The sequence below is a fragment of the Nocardia sp. NPDC058176 genome (assembly GCF_042883805.1).
Classification (GTDB): domain Bacteria; phylum Actinomycetota; class Actinomycetes; order Mycobacteriales; family Mycobacteriaceae; genus Nocardia.
Map to the genome: position 1 here is coordinate 563,817 of NZ_JBHVVA010000002.1, position 16,218 is coordinate 580,034.

At 68.7% G+C, this 16,218-nt stretch carries 14 protein-coding genes; 10 read left to right on the forward strand and 4 right to left on the reverse strand.

Features of this window, described 5'->3' with window-relative positions:
• The 6 genes from ACFVVM_RS15115 (at position 1) to ACFVVM_RS15140 (ending at position 5,650) form a co-directional block, all read left to right on the forward strand.
• Positions 1–1,245: a saccharopine dehydrogenase family protein gene (locus ACFVVM_RS15115; RefSeq protein WP_387617780.1), complete on the forward strand. Its 1,245-nt coding sequence runs from the start codon at positions 1–3 to the stop codon at positions 1,243–1,245.
• Positions 1,242–1,871 carry a class I SAM-dependent methyltransferase gene (locus ACFVVM_RS15120; RefSeq protein WP_387617782.1) on the forward strand — a complete coding sequence of 210 codons (630 nt, stop codon included), beginning with the start codon at positions 1,242–1,244 and terminating at the stop codon, positions 1,869–1,871. Before ACFVVM_RS15115 ends, ACFVVM_RS15120 begins: the two co-directional genes overlap by 4 nt.
• Positions 1,872–1,930: 59 nt before the next feature.
• Positions 1,931–3,388, forward strand: a complete 1,458-nt coding sequence (locus ACFVVM_RS15125; protein ID WP_387617784.1) for an alanine/glycine:cation symporter family protein — start codon at positions 1,931–1,933, stop codon at positions 3,386–3,388.
• A 15-nt stretch (positions 3,389–3,403) separates the two neighbouring features.
• The gene (locus ACFVVM_RS15130; protein ID WP_387617786.1) at positions 3,404–4,249 is read left to right on the forward strand and encodes a polyphosphate kinase 2 family protein; all 846 of its coding nucleotides are present in this window, start codon (positions 3,404–3,406) and stop codon (positions 4,247–4,249) included.
• Positions 4,250–4,331: 82 nt separating this feature from the next.
• Positions 4,332–5,087 (forward strand): DsbA family protein, encoded by a 756-nt coding sequence (locus tag ACFVVM_RS15135; protein WP_387617788.1) that lies wholly within the window; start codon positions 4,332–4,334, stop codon positions 5,085–5,087.
• Positions 5,087–5,650 (forward strand): vitamin K epoxide reductase family protein, encoded by a 564-nt coding sequence (locus ACFVVM_RS15140; RefSeq protein ID WP_387619220.1) that lies wholly within the window; start codon positions 5,087–5,089, stop codon positions 5,648–5,650. Before ACFVVM_RS15135 ends, ACFVVM_RS15140 begins: the two co-directional genes overlap by 1 nt.
• Here ACFVVM_RS15140 and ACFVVM_RS15145 read toward each other — a convergent pair.
• On the reverse strand, positions 5,647–6,735 hold the full coding sequence (locus tag ACFVVM_RS15145) for a S1C family serine protease (RefSeq protein WP_387617790.1): 1,089 nt from the start codon (positions 6,733–6,735) through the stop codon (positions 5,647–5,649). The genes ACFVVM_RS15140 and ACFVVM_RS15145 overlap by 4 nt on opposite strands.
• 117 nt (positions 6,736–6,852) lie before the next feature.
• On the opposite strand from ACFVVM_RS15145, the gene ACFVVM_RS15150 reads away from it, so the two are divergent.
• Together ACFVVM_RS15150 and ACFVVM_RS15155 are read left to right on the forward strand one after the other, a co-directional pair.
• Positions 6,853–7,905: an NAD(P)-dependent alcohol dehydrogenase gene (locus ACFVVM_RS15150; protein ID WP_387617792.1), complete on the forward strand. Its 1,053-nt coding sequence runs from the start codon at positions 6,853–6,855 to the stop codon at positions 7,903–7,905.
• 52 nt (positions 7,906–7,957) lie between these two features.
• Positions 7,958–9,145 (forward strand): AI-2E family transporter, encoded by a 1,188-nt coding sequence (locus tag ACFVVM_RS15155; protein ID WP_387617794.1) that lies wholly within the window; start codon positions 7,958–7,960, stop codon positions 9,143–9,145.
• Between the two features lie 91 nt (positions 9,146–9,236).
• Here ACFVVM_RS15155 and metE read toward each other — a convergent pair whose 3' ends face one another.
• The 3 genes from metE to aceA all read right to left on the reverse strand — a co-directional run bounded on the left by metE (position 9,237) and on the right by aceA (position 14,097).
• On the reverse strand, positions 9,237–11,561 hold the full coding sequence (gene metE, locus ACFVVM_RS15160) for a 5-methyltetrahydropteroyltriglutamate--homocysteine S-methyltransferase (RefSeq protein WP_387617796.1): 2,325 nt from the start codon (positions 11,559–11,561) through the stop codon (positions 9,237–9,239).
• 222 nt (positions 11,562–11,783) lie between these two features.
• Positions 11,784–12,656: a 3-hydroxybutyryl-CoA dehydrogenase gene (locus ACFVVM_RS15165; RefSeq protein ID WP_387617798.1), complete on the reverse strand. Its 873-nt coding sequence runs from the start codon at positions 12,654–12,656 to the stop codon at positions 11,784–11,786.
• 151 nt (positions 12,657–12,807) lie between these two features.
• A complete protein-coding gene (gene aceA / locus ACFVVM_RS15170) occupies positions 12,808–14,097 on the reverse strand; it encodes an isocitrate lyase (RefSeq protein WP_071930617.1) in 1,290 nt (429 codons plus the stop codon).
• A gap of 494 nt (positions 14,098–14,591) precedes the next feature.
• Here aceA and ACFVVM_RS15175 point away from each other — a divergent pair, with 494 nt between their 5' ends.
• Positions 14,592–15,752, forward strand: coding sequence for a lipase family protein (locus ACFVVM_RS15175; protein WP_387617800.1), 1,161 nt, complete (start codon positions 14,592–14,594; stop codon positions 15,750–15,752).
• A gap of 128 nt (positions 15,753–15,880) precedes the next feature.
• On the forward strand, positions 15,881–16,171 hold the full coding sequence (locus ACFVVM_RS15180; RefSeq protein WP_387617802.1) for a hypothetical protein: 291 nt from the start codon (positions 15,881–15,883) through the stop codon (positions 16,169–16,171).
• Positions 16,172–16,218 lie beyond the last annotated feature (47 nt).

Here is a 16,218-nt window from a genome sequence, read left to right on the forward strand (position 1 = left end):
ATGCCGCAACACCGCGAGTTCGACCTGACCCTGTTCGGCGCCACGGGTTTCGTCGGCAAACTCACCGCCGAGTACCTGCTGACCGCCGCCCCCGAGGGCGCGCGGATCGCGCTGGCCGGTCGCTCGGCCGACAAGCTCGCCGCCGTGCGCGCCGAGCTGGGCCCGGCCGCGGCGAACTGGGAACTGGTGGTGGCCGATTCGACCGACCAGGCCTCCCTGGTCGCACTGGCCGAGCGGACGAAGGTCGTGGTCACCACGGTCGGCCCGTATCTGCGCTACGGCCTGCCGCTGCTGGGCGCCTGCGCCGCCGCGGGCACCCACTACGCCGATCTCACCGGTGAGCCGCTGTTCATCCACGACGCGATCGAGCAGTTCGAGCAGACCGCGGTCGGTTCCGGCGCCAAGATCGTGAATTCCTGTGGCTACGACTCGATTCCGTCGGACCTGAGCGTCTACGAGATCTACCGCGCCACCGTCGCCGACAACACCGGCGAGCTCGAGGACACCACCCTCGTCGCCTACCTCAAGGGCGGCATGAGCGGCGGCACCATCGATTCCGGGCGGGCCATGATGGAGGACGTCGCCGGCGATTCCTCGCGCGGCAAGATCCTGGCCCACCCGTACTCGCTGAGCCCGGACCGCTCGATGGAACCCGATGTGGGCCGCCAGTCCGATCAGGCGCTCTCGCGGGCCGAGAACATCGATCCCAGCCTCGACGGCTGGGTCACCACCTTCATCATGGCCTCGCACAACACCAAGGTCGTGCGCCGGTCCAACGGCCTGCTCGGCTGGGCCTACGGCAAGCAGTTCCGCTACCGCGAGGTGATGAACGCGGGCCGCTCGACCGCCGCACCGCTGGTCGCGGCGGGGATCGCGGGCGGCATCGTGGCGGGCATGGCCTCGGGCGCGGTGCTCTCGCGGGTCTCGCTCGGACGCAAGCTGCTCGACCGGATCCTGCCCAAGCCCGGCACCGGCCCCAGCGAGAAGGCCCGGCGCAGTGGCTGGTTCACCATGCGGACCTTCGCCCGCACCAGCTCCGGCGCCAAGTACCAGGCCACCTTCTCGGGCACCGGCGACCCCGGCTACCAGGCCACCGCGGTGCTGCTCGGCCAGAGCGGGCTGTCGCTGGCCTTCGACGAACTCCCCCAGCTCGCGGGCATTCTCACCCCCGCGACCGCGATGGGCGAGGCGCTCACCGCACGGCTGCGCGACGCGGGCATGACCATCGAGGTCACCCGGCAGTGAATCTCGCCCGCAAGACCATGAACGCCCCCGCGTTGGCCGCCGTGTACGAACACGCCTGGCGGCCGACGCTGTTCTACCTCGCCAGCGGGCGCACCACCGGGGACGACCGCCGCGACGCGGTCGACACCCTGCGCCTCGGCGGCGAACAGAAGGTCCTCGACCTCGCCTGCGGCCCCGGCAATTTCACCCGCCACCTCAGCGAGCACCTCACCGGCGACGGCTACGTCACCGGCCTCGACTACTCCGAACCCATGCTGGCCAAGGCCGCCGCCGACAACTCCGGCCCCCGCGTCGGCTACGTCCGCGGCGACGCCCGCACCCTCCCCTTCGCCGACGGAACCTTCGACGCCGTCTGCTGTTTCGGCGCCCTCTACCTGATCCCCGACCCGCTCACCGCCACCCGCGAGATGATCCGCGTCCTCGCCCCCGGCGGCCGCATCGCCATCACCACCAGCTACCGCGACAACAACCTCTTCGGCCGCGCCACCACCGCCGCCGCGAGCCTGAGCGGCCTCCGCCTGTTCGACCGCGACACCTTCCCGGCCCTCTTCGCCGAGGAAGGCCTCACCGAAATCACCCAGCGCGTACACCGTTTCATGCAGTACATCGACGCCACCAAGACCTGAACCAAGATCAGGGCGCGGCCTGCCGGGTGGTGGCGTTGCCCGGCGGTAGCCTGCGCGGCATGGACGCGGTGAACTCGGTGGTCGTCGACATCAACGACGTGTTCTGGAACTGGTTGCTGATCCCGCTGGTGATCGGCGCCGGACTGTATTTCACGGTGCGCTCCGGGGTCGTGCAGTTGCGGATGCTGCCGGAGATGTTCCGGGCGGTCGCCGAGAAAGGACAGGTGGCCGAGGACGGGAAGAAGTCGGTCTCGGCGTTCGGCGCGTTCAGCATCTCCGCGGCGGCGCGGGTCGGCACCGGCAACATCGCCGGCGTCGCCACCGCGATCAGCGTCGGCGGGCCGGGTGCGGTGTTCTGGATGTGGGCGATGGCCACCCTTGGCGCGGCCTCGGCCTTCGTGGAATCCACCCTCGCCCAGCTGTACAAGCGCCCCGAGCGCGAGCCGGGCACCTTCCGTGGCGGACCCGCCTACTACATGCAACACGGCCTGCGGCGGCGCTGGCAGGGCATGATCTTCGCGGTCGTCATCACGGTGACCTTCGGTTTCGTGTTCAACGCGGTGCAGTCGAACACCATCGTGGCGACCGGGCGGGCCTCGCTGTCGTCGCTGGACGGCGACTGGTTCGCCCCGCTGGTGGGGCTCGGCCTGATCGTGCTGCTCGGGCTGGTGATCTTCGGTGGCGTCCGCCGGATCAGCCACATCACCGAGGTGCTCGTCCCGGTGATGGCGATGGTGTATCTGCTGCTCGGCATCGCGGTGGTGGCGCTGAACATCGCCGATCTGCCCCGGGTGGTGGCCGATATCGTCGGCGGGGCGTTCGGGCTGCGCGAGGTGGTCGGCGGCGGGATCGGCGTCGCCATCGCGCAGGGCATCCGGCGCGGCATGTTCTCCAACGAGGCCGGGCTCGGCTCCTCGCCCAACGCCGCCGCGGCCGCCGATGTCTCGCATCCGGTGAAGCAGGGGCTGGTGCAGTCGCTCGGCGTCTACTTCGACACCCTGCTGATCTGTTCGATCACCGCGTTCATCATCTTGACCAGCGATCCCGACCTGTCCCAGCGGCGCAGCGCCGACCTCACCCAGAGCGCGCTGCAATCGAGCCTCGGCAGCTGGTCGGGCCATGTGCTCACCGCGGTCGTGTTCATGCTCGCCTTCAGCTCGATGATCGGCAATTTCTACTACGGCCGGGCCAATATCGAGTTCATCACCGACAAGCCGCAGGTGCTCACGGCGTTCCGAGTCCTGGTGCTGCTGGCCGTCTTCGGCGGCGCGCTCGGCTCGGTGAGCCTGATCTGGAACCTGGCCGATGTGTTCATGGGCGTGATGGCGCTGGTCAACCTGACCGCGATCATCCCGCTCGGCGTCATCGCGTTCAAGCTGCTGGCCGACTATCGGGCGCAGCGCAAGGCCGGCCTCGATCCGGTGTACGTGCACCGTCGCGAGATCGCCGACCCCGCCGGGGTGGCCTGCTGGCAGGCAACGATTGCGTCGAGCTTGCCGGTCGATCGACCGCAGTAGTGGTAGGCATGGGAAATGGCGAAACACTGGGCCGAGCCCGCTGTCACCGCGCTGCGCGCGGACGGTCAGCGGGTGGCCGATCTCGACACCTCCAGCACACCCGGTTTCACCGGCGGCAAGCGCAAGGGCAAGGAACTGCTCGCCGAACGCGCCACGGTGCTCTCGGACCTGCAGGAGAAGCTGTTCGCCCACGGGCGCACCGGTGGCACCCGCAGCGTGCTGCTGGTGCTGCAGGGCATGGACACCGCGGGCAAGGGCGGCATCGTGCGCCACGTCATCGGTTCGGTCGACCCGCAGGGTGTCGACCACGCGTCCTTCGGCGTGCCGACCCCGGAGGAACTGCAGCACGATTTCCTGTGGCGCATCCGCAAGCGGCTGCCCGCGCACGGCCAGATCGGGGTGTTCGACCGCTCGCACTACGAGGACGTCCTGGTCGTGCGGGTGCACGAACTGGTTCCCCAGCAGGAGTGGGAGCAGCGCTACGACCTGATCAACGACTTCGAACGCGAGGTCAGCGAAAACGGCACGACGATCGTCAAGGTCGCCATGTTCGTCTCGCTCGAGGAGCAGAAGCGCAGGCTGCGCGAACGCCTCGAACGTCCCGACAAGTACTGGAAGTTCAACCCCTCCGACATCTCCGAACGCGCCTACTGGCCCGAATACCAGAAGGCCTACGAGACGCTGCTCGACCGCACCAACACCGATTACGCACCCTGGTACGTCCTGCCCGCCGACAACAAGTGGTACTCGCGCCTCGCGGTCACCGAACTGCTGATCGACGCGCTGACCAGGCTGGATCTGGACTGGCCGCCCGCCGATTTCGATGTCGACGAGCAGCTGCGCAGGCTCGACGAGGCCTGACCCAGATCTTTCGGAAACTCTCAGGTTCGGCCCGCATGATGTCACCGGTGGGGAGACGACGAACGAAAGGCGTGAGACGACGGTGAGCACCGGGAAGAACCCGCTGGCCAAAGCCGAGGCGGCCGACAAGAAGCGCAAGATCGCGATCCAGGTCGGTGTCACCGCGGTACTGGTGGCACTGGTCGCCGCGATCGGCATCGGCATCGCGATGAACAGGTCGTCCGAGCCCGAGGTCTCCGCGGAGATCACGCCCCCCGTCGAGACGCAGCTGTCGCCGGTCGGCGGCGCGGTCACCGAGACCGGCACCGTGCGGGTCGGCAACCCGGACGCGCCGGTCAAGGTCCGCGTCGTCGCCGATCTGCAGTGCCCGGCCTGCAAGGATTTCGAGACCGCCAACGGCGCCGCGCTCGCCGAGGCGACCGCCAACGGGACCGCGGTGGTCGAGTACCAGATCATCTCGTTCCTCGATCGGGCCTCGACCAACCAGTACTCCTCGCGGGCGGCCAACGCCTCCTTCTGCGTGGCGCAGGCCGGTCCGGACAACTACCAGGACTGGTTGCAGACCATGTTCGAGCGCCAGTCCGGCGAGGGCGGCGCCGGGCTGTCCAACGAGGAGCTGGTCCGGATCGCGAACGACGCCGGGTACACCGATCCCTCGGTGGCCACCTGCATCGTCGACCGGCCGTACCACGACTACGTCATGCAGGTCACCCAGGAGACCCTGGCAAGCGGCGTCGAATCGACCCCGTCGGTGTTCATCAACGGCGAGGCGAACAAGTCCAACGCGCTCTTCACCCCGAACGGCTTGGCGTCCGTGATCGCTGACGCGGCCAAGTGATCACCGCCTCCGCCCGCTCGGCCTGGCTGCTGTTGATCGCCGGGCTGGCGGGTTGGCTGGCGTCGTTCACCCTCACCGTCGAACGGTTCAAGCTGTTCGTCGATCCCACCTACGTCACCTCGTGCAGCATCAACTCGGTGCTCTCGTGCGGGTCGATCATGACCACCGACCAGGCCGCGGTGTTCGGCTTCCCCAATCCGCTGATCGGCATCGTCGGCTTCTCGGTGGTCGTCACCCTCGGCGTGCTCTCGGTGGTCGGCGTCGGTTTCCCGCGCTGGATCTGGGGCAGCCTGTGGCTGGGCACCGTGCTCGGCGTCGCCGCGATCGGCTGGCTGGTCTTCCAGAGCCTGTACCGGATCAACGCCCTGTGTCCGTACTGCATGGTGGTGTGGGTGGCGGTGCCGGTGCTGTTCGCGGTGACCACGCAGGAGACCTGGGGCCGGGCGCGGGGCGCGATGGGGATTCTCGCCGAATGGCGCTGGACCCTGGTCGTGGTGTTCTACGCGGTGGTCCTGCTGCTGGTGTTCCTGAAGTTCCAGGACTACTGGCTGAGCCTGGTCTAGCTGGGTGTTCCCCAGCCGAGCACCACTTCGACGGTGCGCGCGGCGCCGTCGGGCGCGATGACGTCGAGCACGACGACATCGGCGGGTTTGCGGACATTGATCGCCGAGCTCAACGCCTTGGCGGTACTGATCGCGCGCCCGTCGACGGCGGTGATGACGTCACCGGTGCCGATCCCGGCGGCGCGCGCGGGCTGACCGTAGAAGGCCCAGTTCACCTGGGCACCCGCCGGTTCGGCGTCGACGATCTGCACACCGAGGGTGGCGGTCGGGCCGATGTGCACGCTCTCGGTCGGCGTCCCCGACCGGATCTGCTCGACGATCCGCATGGCGGTGTCGATCGGCACCGCGTAGCCGTTGGCCGTTTTCGTCTGGTACTCGGTCCGGCCGCGCTCCCCCGACGCGGCCGCGATCACCCCGACGACCGCGCCGGTGCCGTCGACCAGCGCGCCACCGGACTGCCCGGCGACCACCGGCGCGGCGATCTCCACCATGCCGTGCAGCGCCTTGCGGGTCAGATCGGCGGAGTTCGTCGCGACGATGGTCGCGTTCAGACCCGTGATCGGCCCGGCGACCGAGTCGGGCGCGCCACCGTCGCCGCCCGCGTCGCCGATGGCGAGCACCTCCTGCCGGATCCGCAGGTCGGCGGAGGTGCCGAGCCGGGCCGTCGCCAGACCCGAGGCGCCGGTCAGTGCCAGCAGCGCGATGTCGGCGGTCGAGTCGTACCCGAGGACCGTCGCGTCGTAGGCCAGTCCGTTGCCGATGTCGGTCACCGTCAGCACCTCGGCGCCCTTGATCACGTGATGACTGGTCAGGACCTGCCCGTCCTCGGTGAGCACGATCCCCGAGCCGGCCGCGCCGATCCCGAACGGTGACGACTCGACCTCGATGTTGACCAGCGCGGGCTGCACCTGCTCGGCCACCAGCACCGGATCCAACGGCACCGGCGCCGGTTGCTCCGCGGTCGCGACGAACTCCCCCGCGGGACCCGACCCGAAAAACCCCACCTCACCGCGGTAACCGAGGAAGGCGCACACGCCGAGCACCGCGACGACCAGCGTCACCAGCACCCGACCGACACGATGCACCCGCACACCCTCTCTCCCGAGCCGATGTTTCCATTGTCACTCGTTTTCCCGGCCCGCCGGTCTCGATCCGGAACCAGTGGGTTGGCAAACCTCGCATGCGGCTGTAGGCATGTAGCCATGAGCACCGCAGCCGCCTACGCCATGCCCGCCTCGGACGGGTCCTTCGAGAAGGTCACGGTCGAGCGCCGCGAACTCGGGCCCGACGATGTCCTCATCGACATCAAGTACGCCGGCATCTGCCACTCCGACATCCACACCGCCCGCGACGAATGGGGTGGTGCGCAGTACCCGTGCGTGCCCGGTCACGAGATCGCCGGCATCGTCGCGGCCGTCGGTCCGGAGGTCCGCAAGTACCAGGTCGGCGACCGGGTGGGCGTCGGCTGCCTGGTGAACTCCTGCGGCAAGTGCGAGCCGTGTCTGGCGGGCGAGGAGCAGTACTGCGCCAACGGCGCCACCTGGACCTACAACTCCCCCGTCGCGGAGGCGGTGCAGCCCGGCGGGTACACCATCGGCGGGTACTCCACCCAGATCGTGGTGGGCGAGCACTTCGTCGTCGCCATTCCCGAGGGCATCGGTCTCGATGTCGCCGCGCCGCTGCTGTGCGCGGGTATCACGCTGTACTCGCCGCTGCGGCACTGGAACGCCGGGCCGGGCAAGAAGGTCGCCATCATCGGCATGGGCGGGCTCGGCCACGTCGGGGTGAAGATCGCCTCGGCGCTGGGTGCGGAGGTCACCGTGCTCAGCCAGTCGCTGCGCAAGCGCGACGACGGCCTGCGCATGGGCGCCGACCACTACTACGCCACCAGCGACCGGGAGACCTTCCGGCAGCTGCGCGGCAAGTTCGACCTGATCATCAACACCGTCTCCGCCGACCTGCCGATCGACCACTACCTGCGCCTGCTCGCCCTCGACGGCACCCTGGTCATCCTCGGCCTGCCGGAGAACCCGATGAGCGTCACCGGTCGCAACCTCGCCGGCTACCGCCGCTCGCTGGCCGGTTCGATGATCGGTGGCATCGCCCAGACCCAGGAGATGCTGAACTTCTGCGCCTCCCACGGCATCGGCGCCGAGATCGAACTCATCTCCGCCGACGAGATCGACTCGGCCTACGAACGCGTCGTGGCCAGCGACGTCCAGTACCGCTTCGTGATCGATACCGCCACCATCTGAGGCTCCGCGCGCCAGCACGACGAAAACCCACGGTGCTCGGTACCGTGACGACGTGGCTGCCGACGACGAAAAACCCTCCGGCACCGCCGCGCCGGCACCGGTCGGCGCGGCGGGGCTGCTCCCGCCGAGCTGGTCGGTGCGCCAACCGCCGCGGTGGTTGCCGCGGGCGTTGCTCTACACCGCGCTGGCCATCGCCGGGCTGATCGCGGCGTTCTGGGTGCTCGGCAAGGTGCAGGGTCTGCTGACCGTGCTGATGGTCTCGCTGTTCCTGGCTTTCGCGATCGAGCCCGCGGTGAACTGGCTTGCCGCGCGCGGTGTTCGGCGAGGTGCCGGCACCGGGGTGGTGTTCGTCGGGCTCCTGGTGGTCGTCGTGGCGTTCGTGTGGACGCTGGGCGCGCTGCTGGTCAACCAGGTGACCATGTTGGTGACCAACGCGCCCGACTACATCCAGGACCTGGTCGACTGGATCAATGCCACCTTCAACCAGGATCTCTCCGGCGACGACCTGACCAATTACGCCACCGAGTGGAGTTCCACGATCGAGGGCTACCTGGTCGGGCTGGCCGGAAACGTCTGGGGCATCGGCACGGTCGCGATCGGCGCACTGTTCCAGATGCTCGGCGTACTGCTGTTCACCTTCTATTTCGCCGCCGACGGACCGCGCTTCCGCACCTGGGTGTGCTCGCTGCTGCCGCCGCGGCAGCAGAAGCACGTGCTGCGGGCGTGGGACATCGCGGTGGAGAAGACCGGCGGCTACATCTACTCGCGCGCCCTGCTGGCCCTGTGCTCGGCGATCGCCCACTACGTGGCCCTGCGGGTGCTCGACGTGCCGTCGGCGTTCGCGCTGGCGCTGTGGGTCGGCGTGGTCTCCCAGTTCATCCCCACCGTCGGCACCTACCTGGCCGGCGCGCTCCCGGTGCTGGTCGCCCTGGTCCACGACCCGATCACCGCCCTGTGGATCCTGCTGTTCATCGTGGCCTACCAGCAGTTCGAGAACTACGTCCTGCAGCCACGCATCACCGCCACCACCCTCGACATGCACCCCGCGGTGGCCTTCGGCGCCGTCATCGCAGGCGCCGCCCTGCTCGGCCCCACCGGCGCCCTCCTGGCCATCCCCGTCACCGCCACCCTCCAGGGCTTCGCCGGCGCCTACATCCGCCGCTACGAGGTCACCGAGGACACCCCGCCCCCGACCAGGAAGAAGCGCAAGCAACCCAAGCCGGAACCCGCCGACGAATAGGCACTTTCGGCCCCGAGCCGCCGCTTTCGACGTCCGGACACAGCAGCGGGCGCACCGGATTCCGGTGCGCCCGCTGTCGTGGTCATGAGTCCTACTCGGTGGCCGCGGCTTCCGCCTCGGCTGCCAGCGCCCGCCGACGCACGCGCCGCGCGGCGGCGACCATGTTGCGCAGTGACGGCTCGAGCTGCCAGTAGTGGCGGGTCTTGAGGCCGCCGTCCGGGTTGGCCCACAGCCGTTGCGGCGTCACGGCGTTCGCGGCCTGGGTGAGGAGTTCGTCGAACTCGTCGATGTCGGGGATGCGGGCCGAGCGGCTCTCGTAGACGCCGGGCCCGACACCGTGGCTGAGGCCATGACCGCTGGCGACGTCCTCGGTGAGCGCCTCGATGACCCATTCGATCGAGCGGGTCGCCACGATCGCGGTGACGTCGGCGTCGAGCTGGTCGATCGCGTCGACCACCTCGGTGCGGCCGGAATAGCCGATGTGGGTGTGGATCTGGGTGTCGGCGCGCACGCCGGAGGTGGCCAGCTTGAACGCGGCGACCGCCCAGCGCAGGTACTCCTCGCGCCCGCGCGGACGCGGCGGCAGCAGCTCGCGGATGGCGGGTTCGTCGACCTGGATGATCGCGATGCCCGCCTTCTCCAGGTCCACCACCTCGTCGCGGATGGCCAGCGCCACCTGGTCGGCGGTCTCGTAGAGCGGCTGGTCCTGGCGCACGAACGAGCGGGCCAGCATGGTGACCGGTCCGGTGACCATGCCCTTCACCGGACGGTCGGTCAGCGACTGCGCGTAGGTGGTCCACTCCACCGACATCGGCGCCGGACGTGCCACATCGCCGTAGACGATCGGCGGCCGCACACAGCGCGACCCGTACACCTGCACCCAGCCGAAGCGGGTCGTGGCGAAGCCGTCGAGCTGCTCGGCGAAGTACTGGATCATGTCGTTGCGCTCGTGCTCACCGTGCACGAACACATCGAGGCCGATGTCCTCCTGGAGCCGGATCGTCGCCTCGATCTCGGCCTCGACCTGCTTGCGGTAGTCCTGCTCGGACAGCCGCCCCGAGGCCACCTCGTGACGAGCCTGGCGCAGCTTGCCGCTCTGCGGGAACGAGCCAAGCGTGGTCGCGGGCACCACCGGCAGATTCAGCCGTTCCTGCTGCGCGGCGCGACGCACCACGTACGGTTCGCGCTCGCGCATGTCCGGGGTCACCGCGTACACCCGCTGGCGCACCGCGTGCTTCTGCTTGAAGTGCACCTCGGTAGGCCGCTTGCGCCAGTTCTCCGAGGGGCCCTCGGTCAGCGCCTTGGCCAGCGAGACCACCTCGCCCACCTTCTGCTTGGCGAAGGCGAGCCGGTCGGCGACATTGCCCTCGATGTCGTACTCGGCGAGCACGTCGTAGGGCACGTGCAGCAGCGTGGTGCCGGTGGACACGACCAGGTCGGGGCACACCTCGGCGATCGCGTTCAGGTAGTTCAGCGTCACGTAACGATCCGCGCGCCAGACATTGGTGCCGCTGATGACACCGGCGTAGATCCGCTTGCGCTTGATCCCGGGGATCGCGGCCAGCTCCTCCGGCGTCATCCGGTAGGCGGACAGATCCAGCCCGATCGCCTCGACATTGCTCGCCGCCAGGATCCGCAGCGCCTCACCGAAATCGCCGTACTGCCCGGTGACCAGGATGCGCGGGCGCAGCGGCGCCTTCGACAGGGTCTGGTAGGCCTTCTCGAACGCGGCCAGCTCGGCGGGCGAGCGCTCACCGGTGAAGCAGGGCTCGTCGAGCTGCACGCAGGTCGAGCCGCGCTTGGCGAGCAGCTCGAACAGTTCCTCGTAGAACGGCAGCAGCTGGTCGAGCAGGCTCAGCGTGTCGAACTCGGCCTCGCCGGGCACGTGCCCCGCCTTCGACAGCAGCAGCAGCGACACCGGTCCGAGCACGACCGGTCGCAGCTCGATCCCGCGCTCCATCGCCCGGTCCCACTCGTCGAGCAGGGCCTCGGGGTGCAGCGAGAAGGTGGTGTCGGCGTCGAGTTCGGGCTGCCGGTAGTGGTAGTTGGTGCCGAAGAAGCGCACCAGTTCCAGCGGCGGCACGTCCGGGTTGCCGCGCGCCATCAGGAAGTAGAAGTCCAGCGGGTCCAGGCCCGCGCGGTGCTCCTCGAAGCGCGACGGCACCGCGCCGAAGAGCAGCGCGTTGTCGAGCACGTGGTCGTAGAAGGAGAAGGTGTTGCCGGGAACCTGGGTGAGTCCGGTCGCGGCCAGCTCGTTGAACTGGCGCTCCTGGATGTCGCGGCCGACCGCGAGCAGCTCCTCGCGCTCGAGCGATCCGCGCCAATACGCCTCGAGCGCACGCTTGAGCTCGCGGTGCGGACCGATCCTCGGGTATCCGAGAACGCTCGACCCGAATCCATCGGTGACGTTGACCATGACCGGGATACTCCCTTTCGATCACCTGCGCGGGCGGCCCGGACTCGGCTCCCCGCGCATTGCTGCGCTCGACATAACGCCGGGCCGCGCGAGCGCGTCCGGCTACAGCAGCTTAGGCCGCGAACGCGGCCCTTCGCCGTTCCCCCTGCAAACACCCCCGAAAAGGCCGGAGGCCACCGTCATCGCGTGGTAGGTGATGACGGTGGCCTCGGGTGAGCAAACCTATTTGCCGTACTGGTAGAAACCGGCTCCAGTCTTCTTGCCCAGCAGGCCAGCCTCGACCATGCGCATCAGCAGCGGCGGCGCCGAGTACAGCGGCTCCTTGAACTCCGAGTACATCGAGTCCGCGATCGACTTCACGGTGTCCAGGCCGACCAGATCGGTCAGTGCCAGCGGGCCCATCGGGTGGGCACAGCCGAGCACCATCGCCTTGTCGACGTCTTCCTTGGTGGCGAAGCCCGACTCGACCATCCGGATGGCCGAGAGCAGGTACGGCACCAGCAGCGCGTTGACCACGAAACCGGAGCGGTCGGCCGAGCGAACGACCTGCTTGCCCAGGATGTCGGCGGCGAACTGCTCGGCGCGCTTGGCGACCGGCTCGCTGGTCTTGAGGGTGGTGACCAGCTCGACCAGCGGCAGCACCGGCACCGGGTTGAAGAAGTGCAGGCCCACCACGCGCTCGGGATTGGCGGTGGCGACCGCGATCTTCATGATCGGGATGGAGGAGGTGTTGGAGGCGAGCACGGCGTCGGGGTCGGTGACGACCTTGTCCAGCTCGCTGAAGATGGCCGTCTTGACCTCTTCGTTCTCGACCACGGCCTCCACGACCAGCTGACGATCGGCGAAGTCGCTGAGGTCGGAGGTGAAGCGCAGCCGCCAGGCGGCCTGCTCGCGCTCGCGCTCGGTGATCTTGCCACTGCTCACGCCACGATCCAGCGAACGCAGGATGCGCGCGCGGCCGGCGGCGGCGAGTTCACGGGTGGTCTCGTAGACGAGGACGTCGACGTGCGCGCGTGCGCACACCTCGGCGATGCCAGCGCCCATCTGTCCCGCGCCGATGATTCCGACGCGCTGAATCTTCTCGCTGCTGCTCACGTCCCGCTCCTGCTGTGTGTCTGGCTGTGGGGTGGCTGGGGAGGTCATAGCGACCAAAGTATAGGGATGCCCTCCCTCGCCGGGGCTGATCGGCGAGGGAGGGCGTACACCCCTACCGGAGTAGAGGAAAGGCGTTGCTAGTCATAGCAACTCAGTGGAACTGGCCCTCTTCGGTGGAGCCCTTCAGGGCCGCCGTCGAGGTGTTCGGGTCCACGGTGGTGGCGATGGTGTCGAAGTAGCCGGCACCGACCTCACGCTGGTGCTTGATGGCGGTGAAGCCACGCTCGGCGGCAGCCTTGAACTCGCGCTCCTGCAGGTCGACGAACGCGGTCATGCCCTCGCGAGCGTAGCCGTGCGCCAGGTCGAACATGCCGTAGTTGAGCGAGTGGAAGCCGGCCAGGGTGATGAACTGGAACTTGAAGCCCATCGCGCCGAGCTCACGCTGGAACTTCGCGATGGTCGCGTCGTCCAGGTGCGCCTTCCAGTTGAACGAAGGCGAGCAGTTGTAGGCCAGCAGCTGGTCCGGGAACTCGCTGCGGACCGACTCGGCGAACTTGCGCGCGACCTCGAGATCCGGCACGCCGGTCTCCATCCAGATGAGGTCGGCGTAGGGGGCGTAGGCCTTGGCACGCGCGATGCAGGGCTCGATGCCGTTCTTCACACCGAAGAAGCCCTCGGCGGTACGGGTGCCGTCCAGGAACTCACGGTCGCGCTCGTCCACATCGGTGGTGAGCAGGGTGGCGGCCTCGGCGTCGGTGCGGGCGATGATCACCGACGGCACGTCGGCGACGTCGGCGGCCAGACGCGCGGAGGTCAGGGTGCGGATGTGCTGCTGGGTGGGGATCAGCACCTTGCCACCGAGGTGGCCGCACTTCTTCTCCGAGGCCAGCTGGTCCTCCCAGTGGACACCGGCGGCACCCGCGGCGATCATCGCCTTCTGCAGCTCGTAGGCGTTCAGCGCGCCACCGAAGCCGGCCTCGGCGTCGGCCACGATCGGGGCCAGCCAGTTCTTGACGGAGTCGTCGCCCTCGACCTTGGAGATCTCGTCGGCGCGCAGCAGCGCGTTGTTGATGCGACGGACCACCGACGGGACCGAGTTCGCCGGGTACAGCGACTGGTCGGGGTAGGTGTGGCCGGACAGGTTCGCGTCACCGGCGACCTGCCAGCCCGACAGGTAGATGGCCTTCAGGCCGGCGCGGACCTGCTGCACGGCCTGGTTGCCGGTGAGGGCACCGAGGGAGTTGATGTAGTCCTCGTTGTTGACGAGGTCCCACAGGATCTCGGCACCACGGCGCGCGAGGGTGTGCTCCTCGACAACGTTGCCCTGCAGCTTGGTGACCTGCTCGGCGGTGTAGTTGCGGGTAATACCCTTCCAACGCGGGTTGGTGTCCCAATCCTGCTGGATTTCCGCAGCGGTCTTCGGGGTGCCGGGGATCGACATCTCTGACTCCACTTCCTCGGTGTGGTCGGTGCTCCGCGCCGCGCGGCCGGTGAAACATCCGGCGCCTGAACGCCTTCGGTTGCACGGCTCGTACTGCTGGAGCAATTTGCAGGCTTGCTAGGACTAGCTAGGGCCCAAGGGGTGTACTTCCACACGATGGCACACCAGGAAATAGCCGTCTACCTGTTGCTTGTGTGAATCTCAGCTAGGTTTGCCGCCGCGTTTGCTAACTTTGCGAAATTTGCGGGCTAATTGCAAGCATCGAGCCTACCGACGGGTAGTGCTGACCAGGAGTTTCAGCATAACGCTCGTACTGTTAGCGATCACCGGCCGGGCGGACATCGACACGCCCAACCCTTCCACTCTGTGAGTCGTTTCACACACCACGCCGGGGAGCAATGGTGTGCGTGTCGTCACCGCGCGGGGGCACGCCGCGTACTCGCGCGGCGACATAGAGCTGGACACTGTGCGCACGCGAAGGAGAAAGTGACCGCATGAGGATTTCCAGGATGGCGGCGACGTCGAAGCTCGCCATGACGGCGCTCGCGGCAACGGTCACGATGGGCGTGCTGCCCGCCGCGGTAGCGCACGCACAGCCCGCAGGCCTGCCCGGCAGCGTCGTCGGGGTCGAGCCGCTCTCGGCCGCGGCGACACTGCCCGGCTCGGTCCGCGCCGAGCGACTGCTCTACCGGTCGACGACCGTGGGCGATCAGCCGACCACCACCAGCGCCGCCGTGTACTTCCCGCCCGGCGAGGCACCCGAGGGCGGCTGGCCGGTGATCGCGTGGGCGCACGGCACCGTCGGCCTCGGTGACGACTGCGCCTACAGCGTGGCCGGTCCCGGCGCCGTCGAACGCGACTGGGCCTACCTGGGCACCTGGCTGAAGCAGGGCTACGCGATCGTCGCCGCCGACTACGCGGGCCTCGGCGGACCCGGCGAGCACCCGTACCTGAACGGCATCGTCGAAGCCCACAACGTGGTCGACGCCGTGCGCGCCGCCACCGACCGCCACGCCGACCTGTCCAACAAGTGGGCCGTGGTCGGCCAGTCCCAGGGCGGCGGCGCCGCGGTGTTCACCGCTCGCTACGCCACCGAGTTCGGCCCCGATCTCGACTACCGCGGCGCGGTCGGCACCGGCGTCCCCGCCTACATCGAAGACGTCCTGCAGCTGATCGGCCCCGGCATGCCCCCGATCGCCCTGAGCTCGCACCTGTCGGCCTACGTGCTCTACATCCTCAACGGCCTGCGCACCACCTTCCCCGACCTCGACATCGAGGGCCTGCTCACCGATTCCGGCCGCACCTGGCTCGACCGCGCCCAGACCACCTGCATCGGCCCCCTCGGCGACGAACTGGCCGAGGCCAAGCCGTCCATCGGCAGCATGTTCGCCCGCCCCCTGACCTCGATCCCCAACCTCCACGCCCTGCTCTCGAACTACATGGGCCTCCCCGAATCCGGCTACGACCGCCCCCTCTTCCTCGGCCAGGGCCTCCAGGACACCGACGTCGTAACCCCCGAAACCCTCCGCTTCGCCGCCGTCCTCCAGGCCAACAACCAACCGGTCACCCTCCGCACCTACCCCACCGACCACAACGACACCGTCAACGCCTCCCTCCCCGACTCCCTCCCCTTCGTCACCAACCTGTTCGCCTGACCCCCGCGGCGCACTCCCCGCTCCATGGAGTGCGCCGCCCCAAATCCCGACCGCCGCCAACCCGGCGAACACCCGTGCACGCTGAATGCCATGCGCCCCAACCAGATCAGCCCGGTAGGGTCGGGCGCATGAGGGGAATTCGATCCATTGTTCTTGCTGTTTCCGTGTTGGCGTTCGCCCCGGCGTTCGCACACGCCGACCCGCCGCCGCCGATCTTCACCCCGGAAGAGCAGTGCGACACCACCCGCGACCTGGTGAACAACATCCGTGCCGCGAAACCGGACGCGACGCCGGAAGAGATCGCCGACGCCTTCGTCAACTACATGGACTCCCTGGGCGCCTACGCCCGCGTCCCCCAGGCCAAGGAATCCGACCGCCAGATCACCCTGGCCAACATCGAACGCTGCGGCCTGGCCTGACCGGACCGACCCGGTGCCGCTGCGGCGCCGGGTCGGTGGGGCGATGG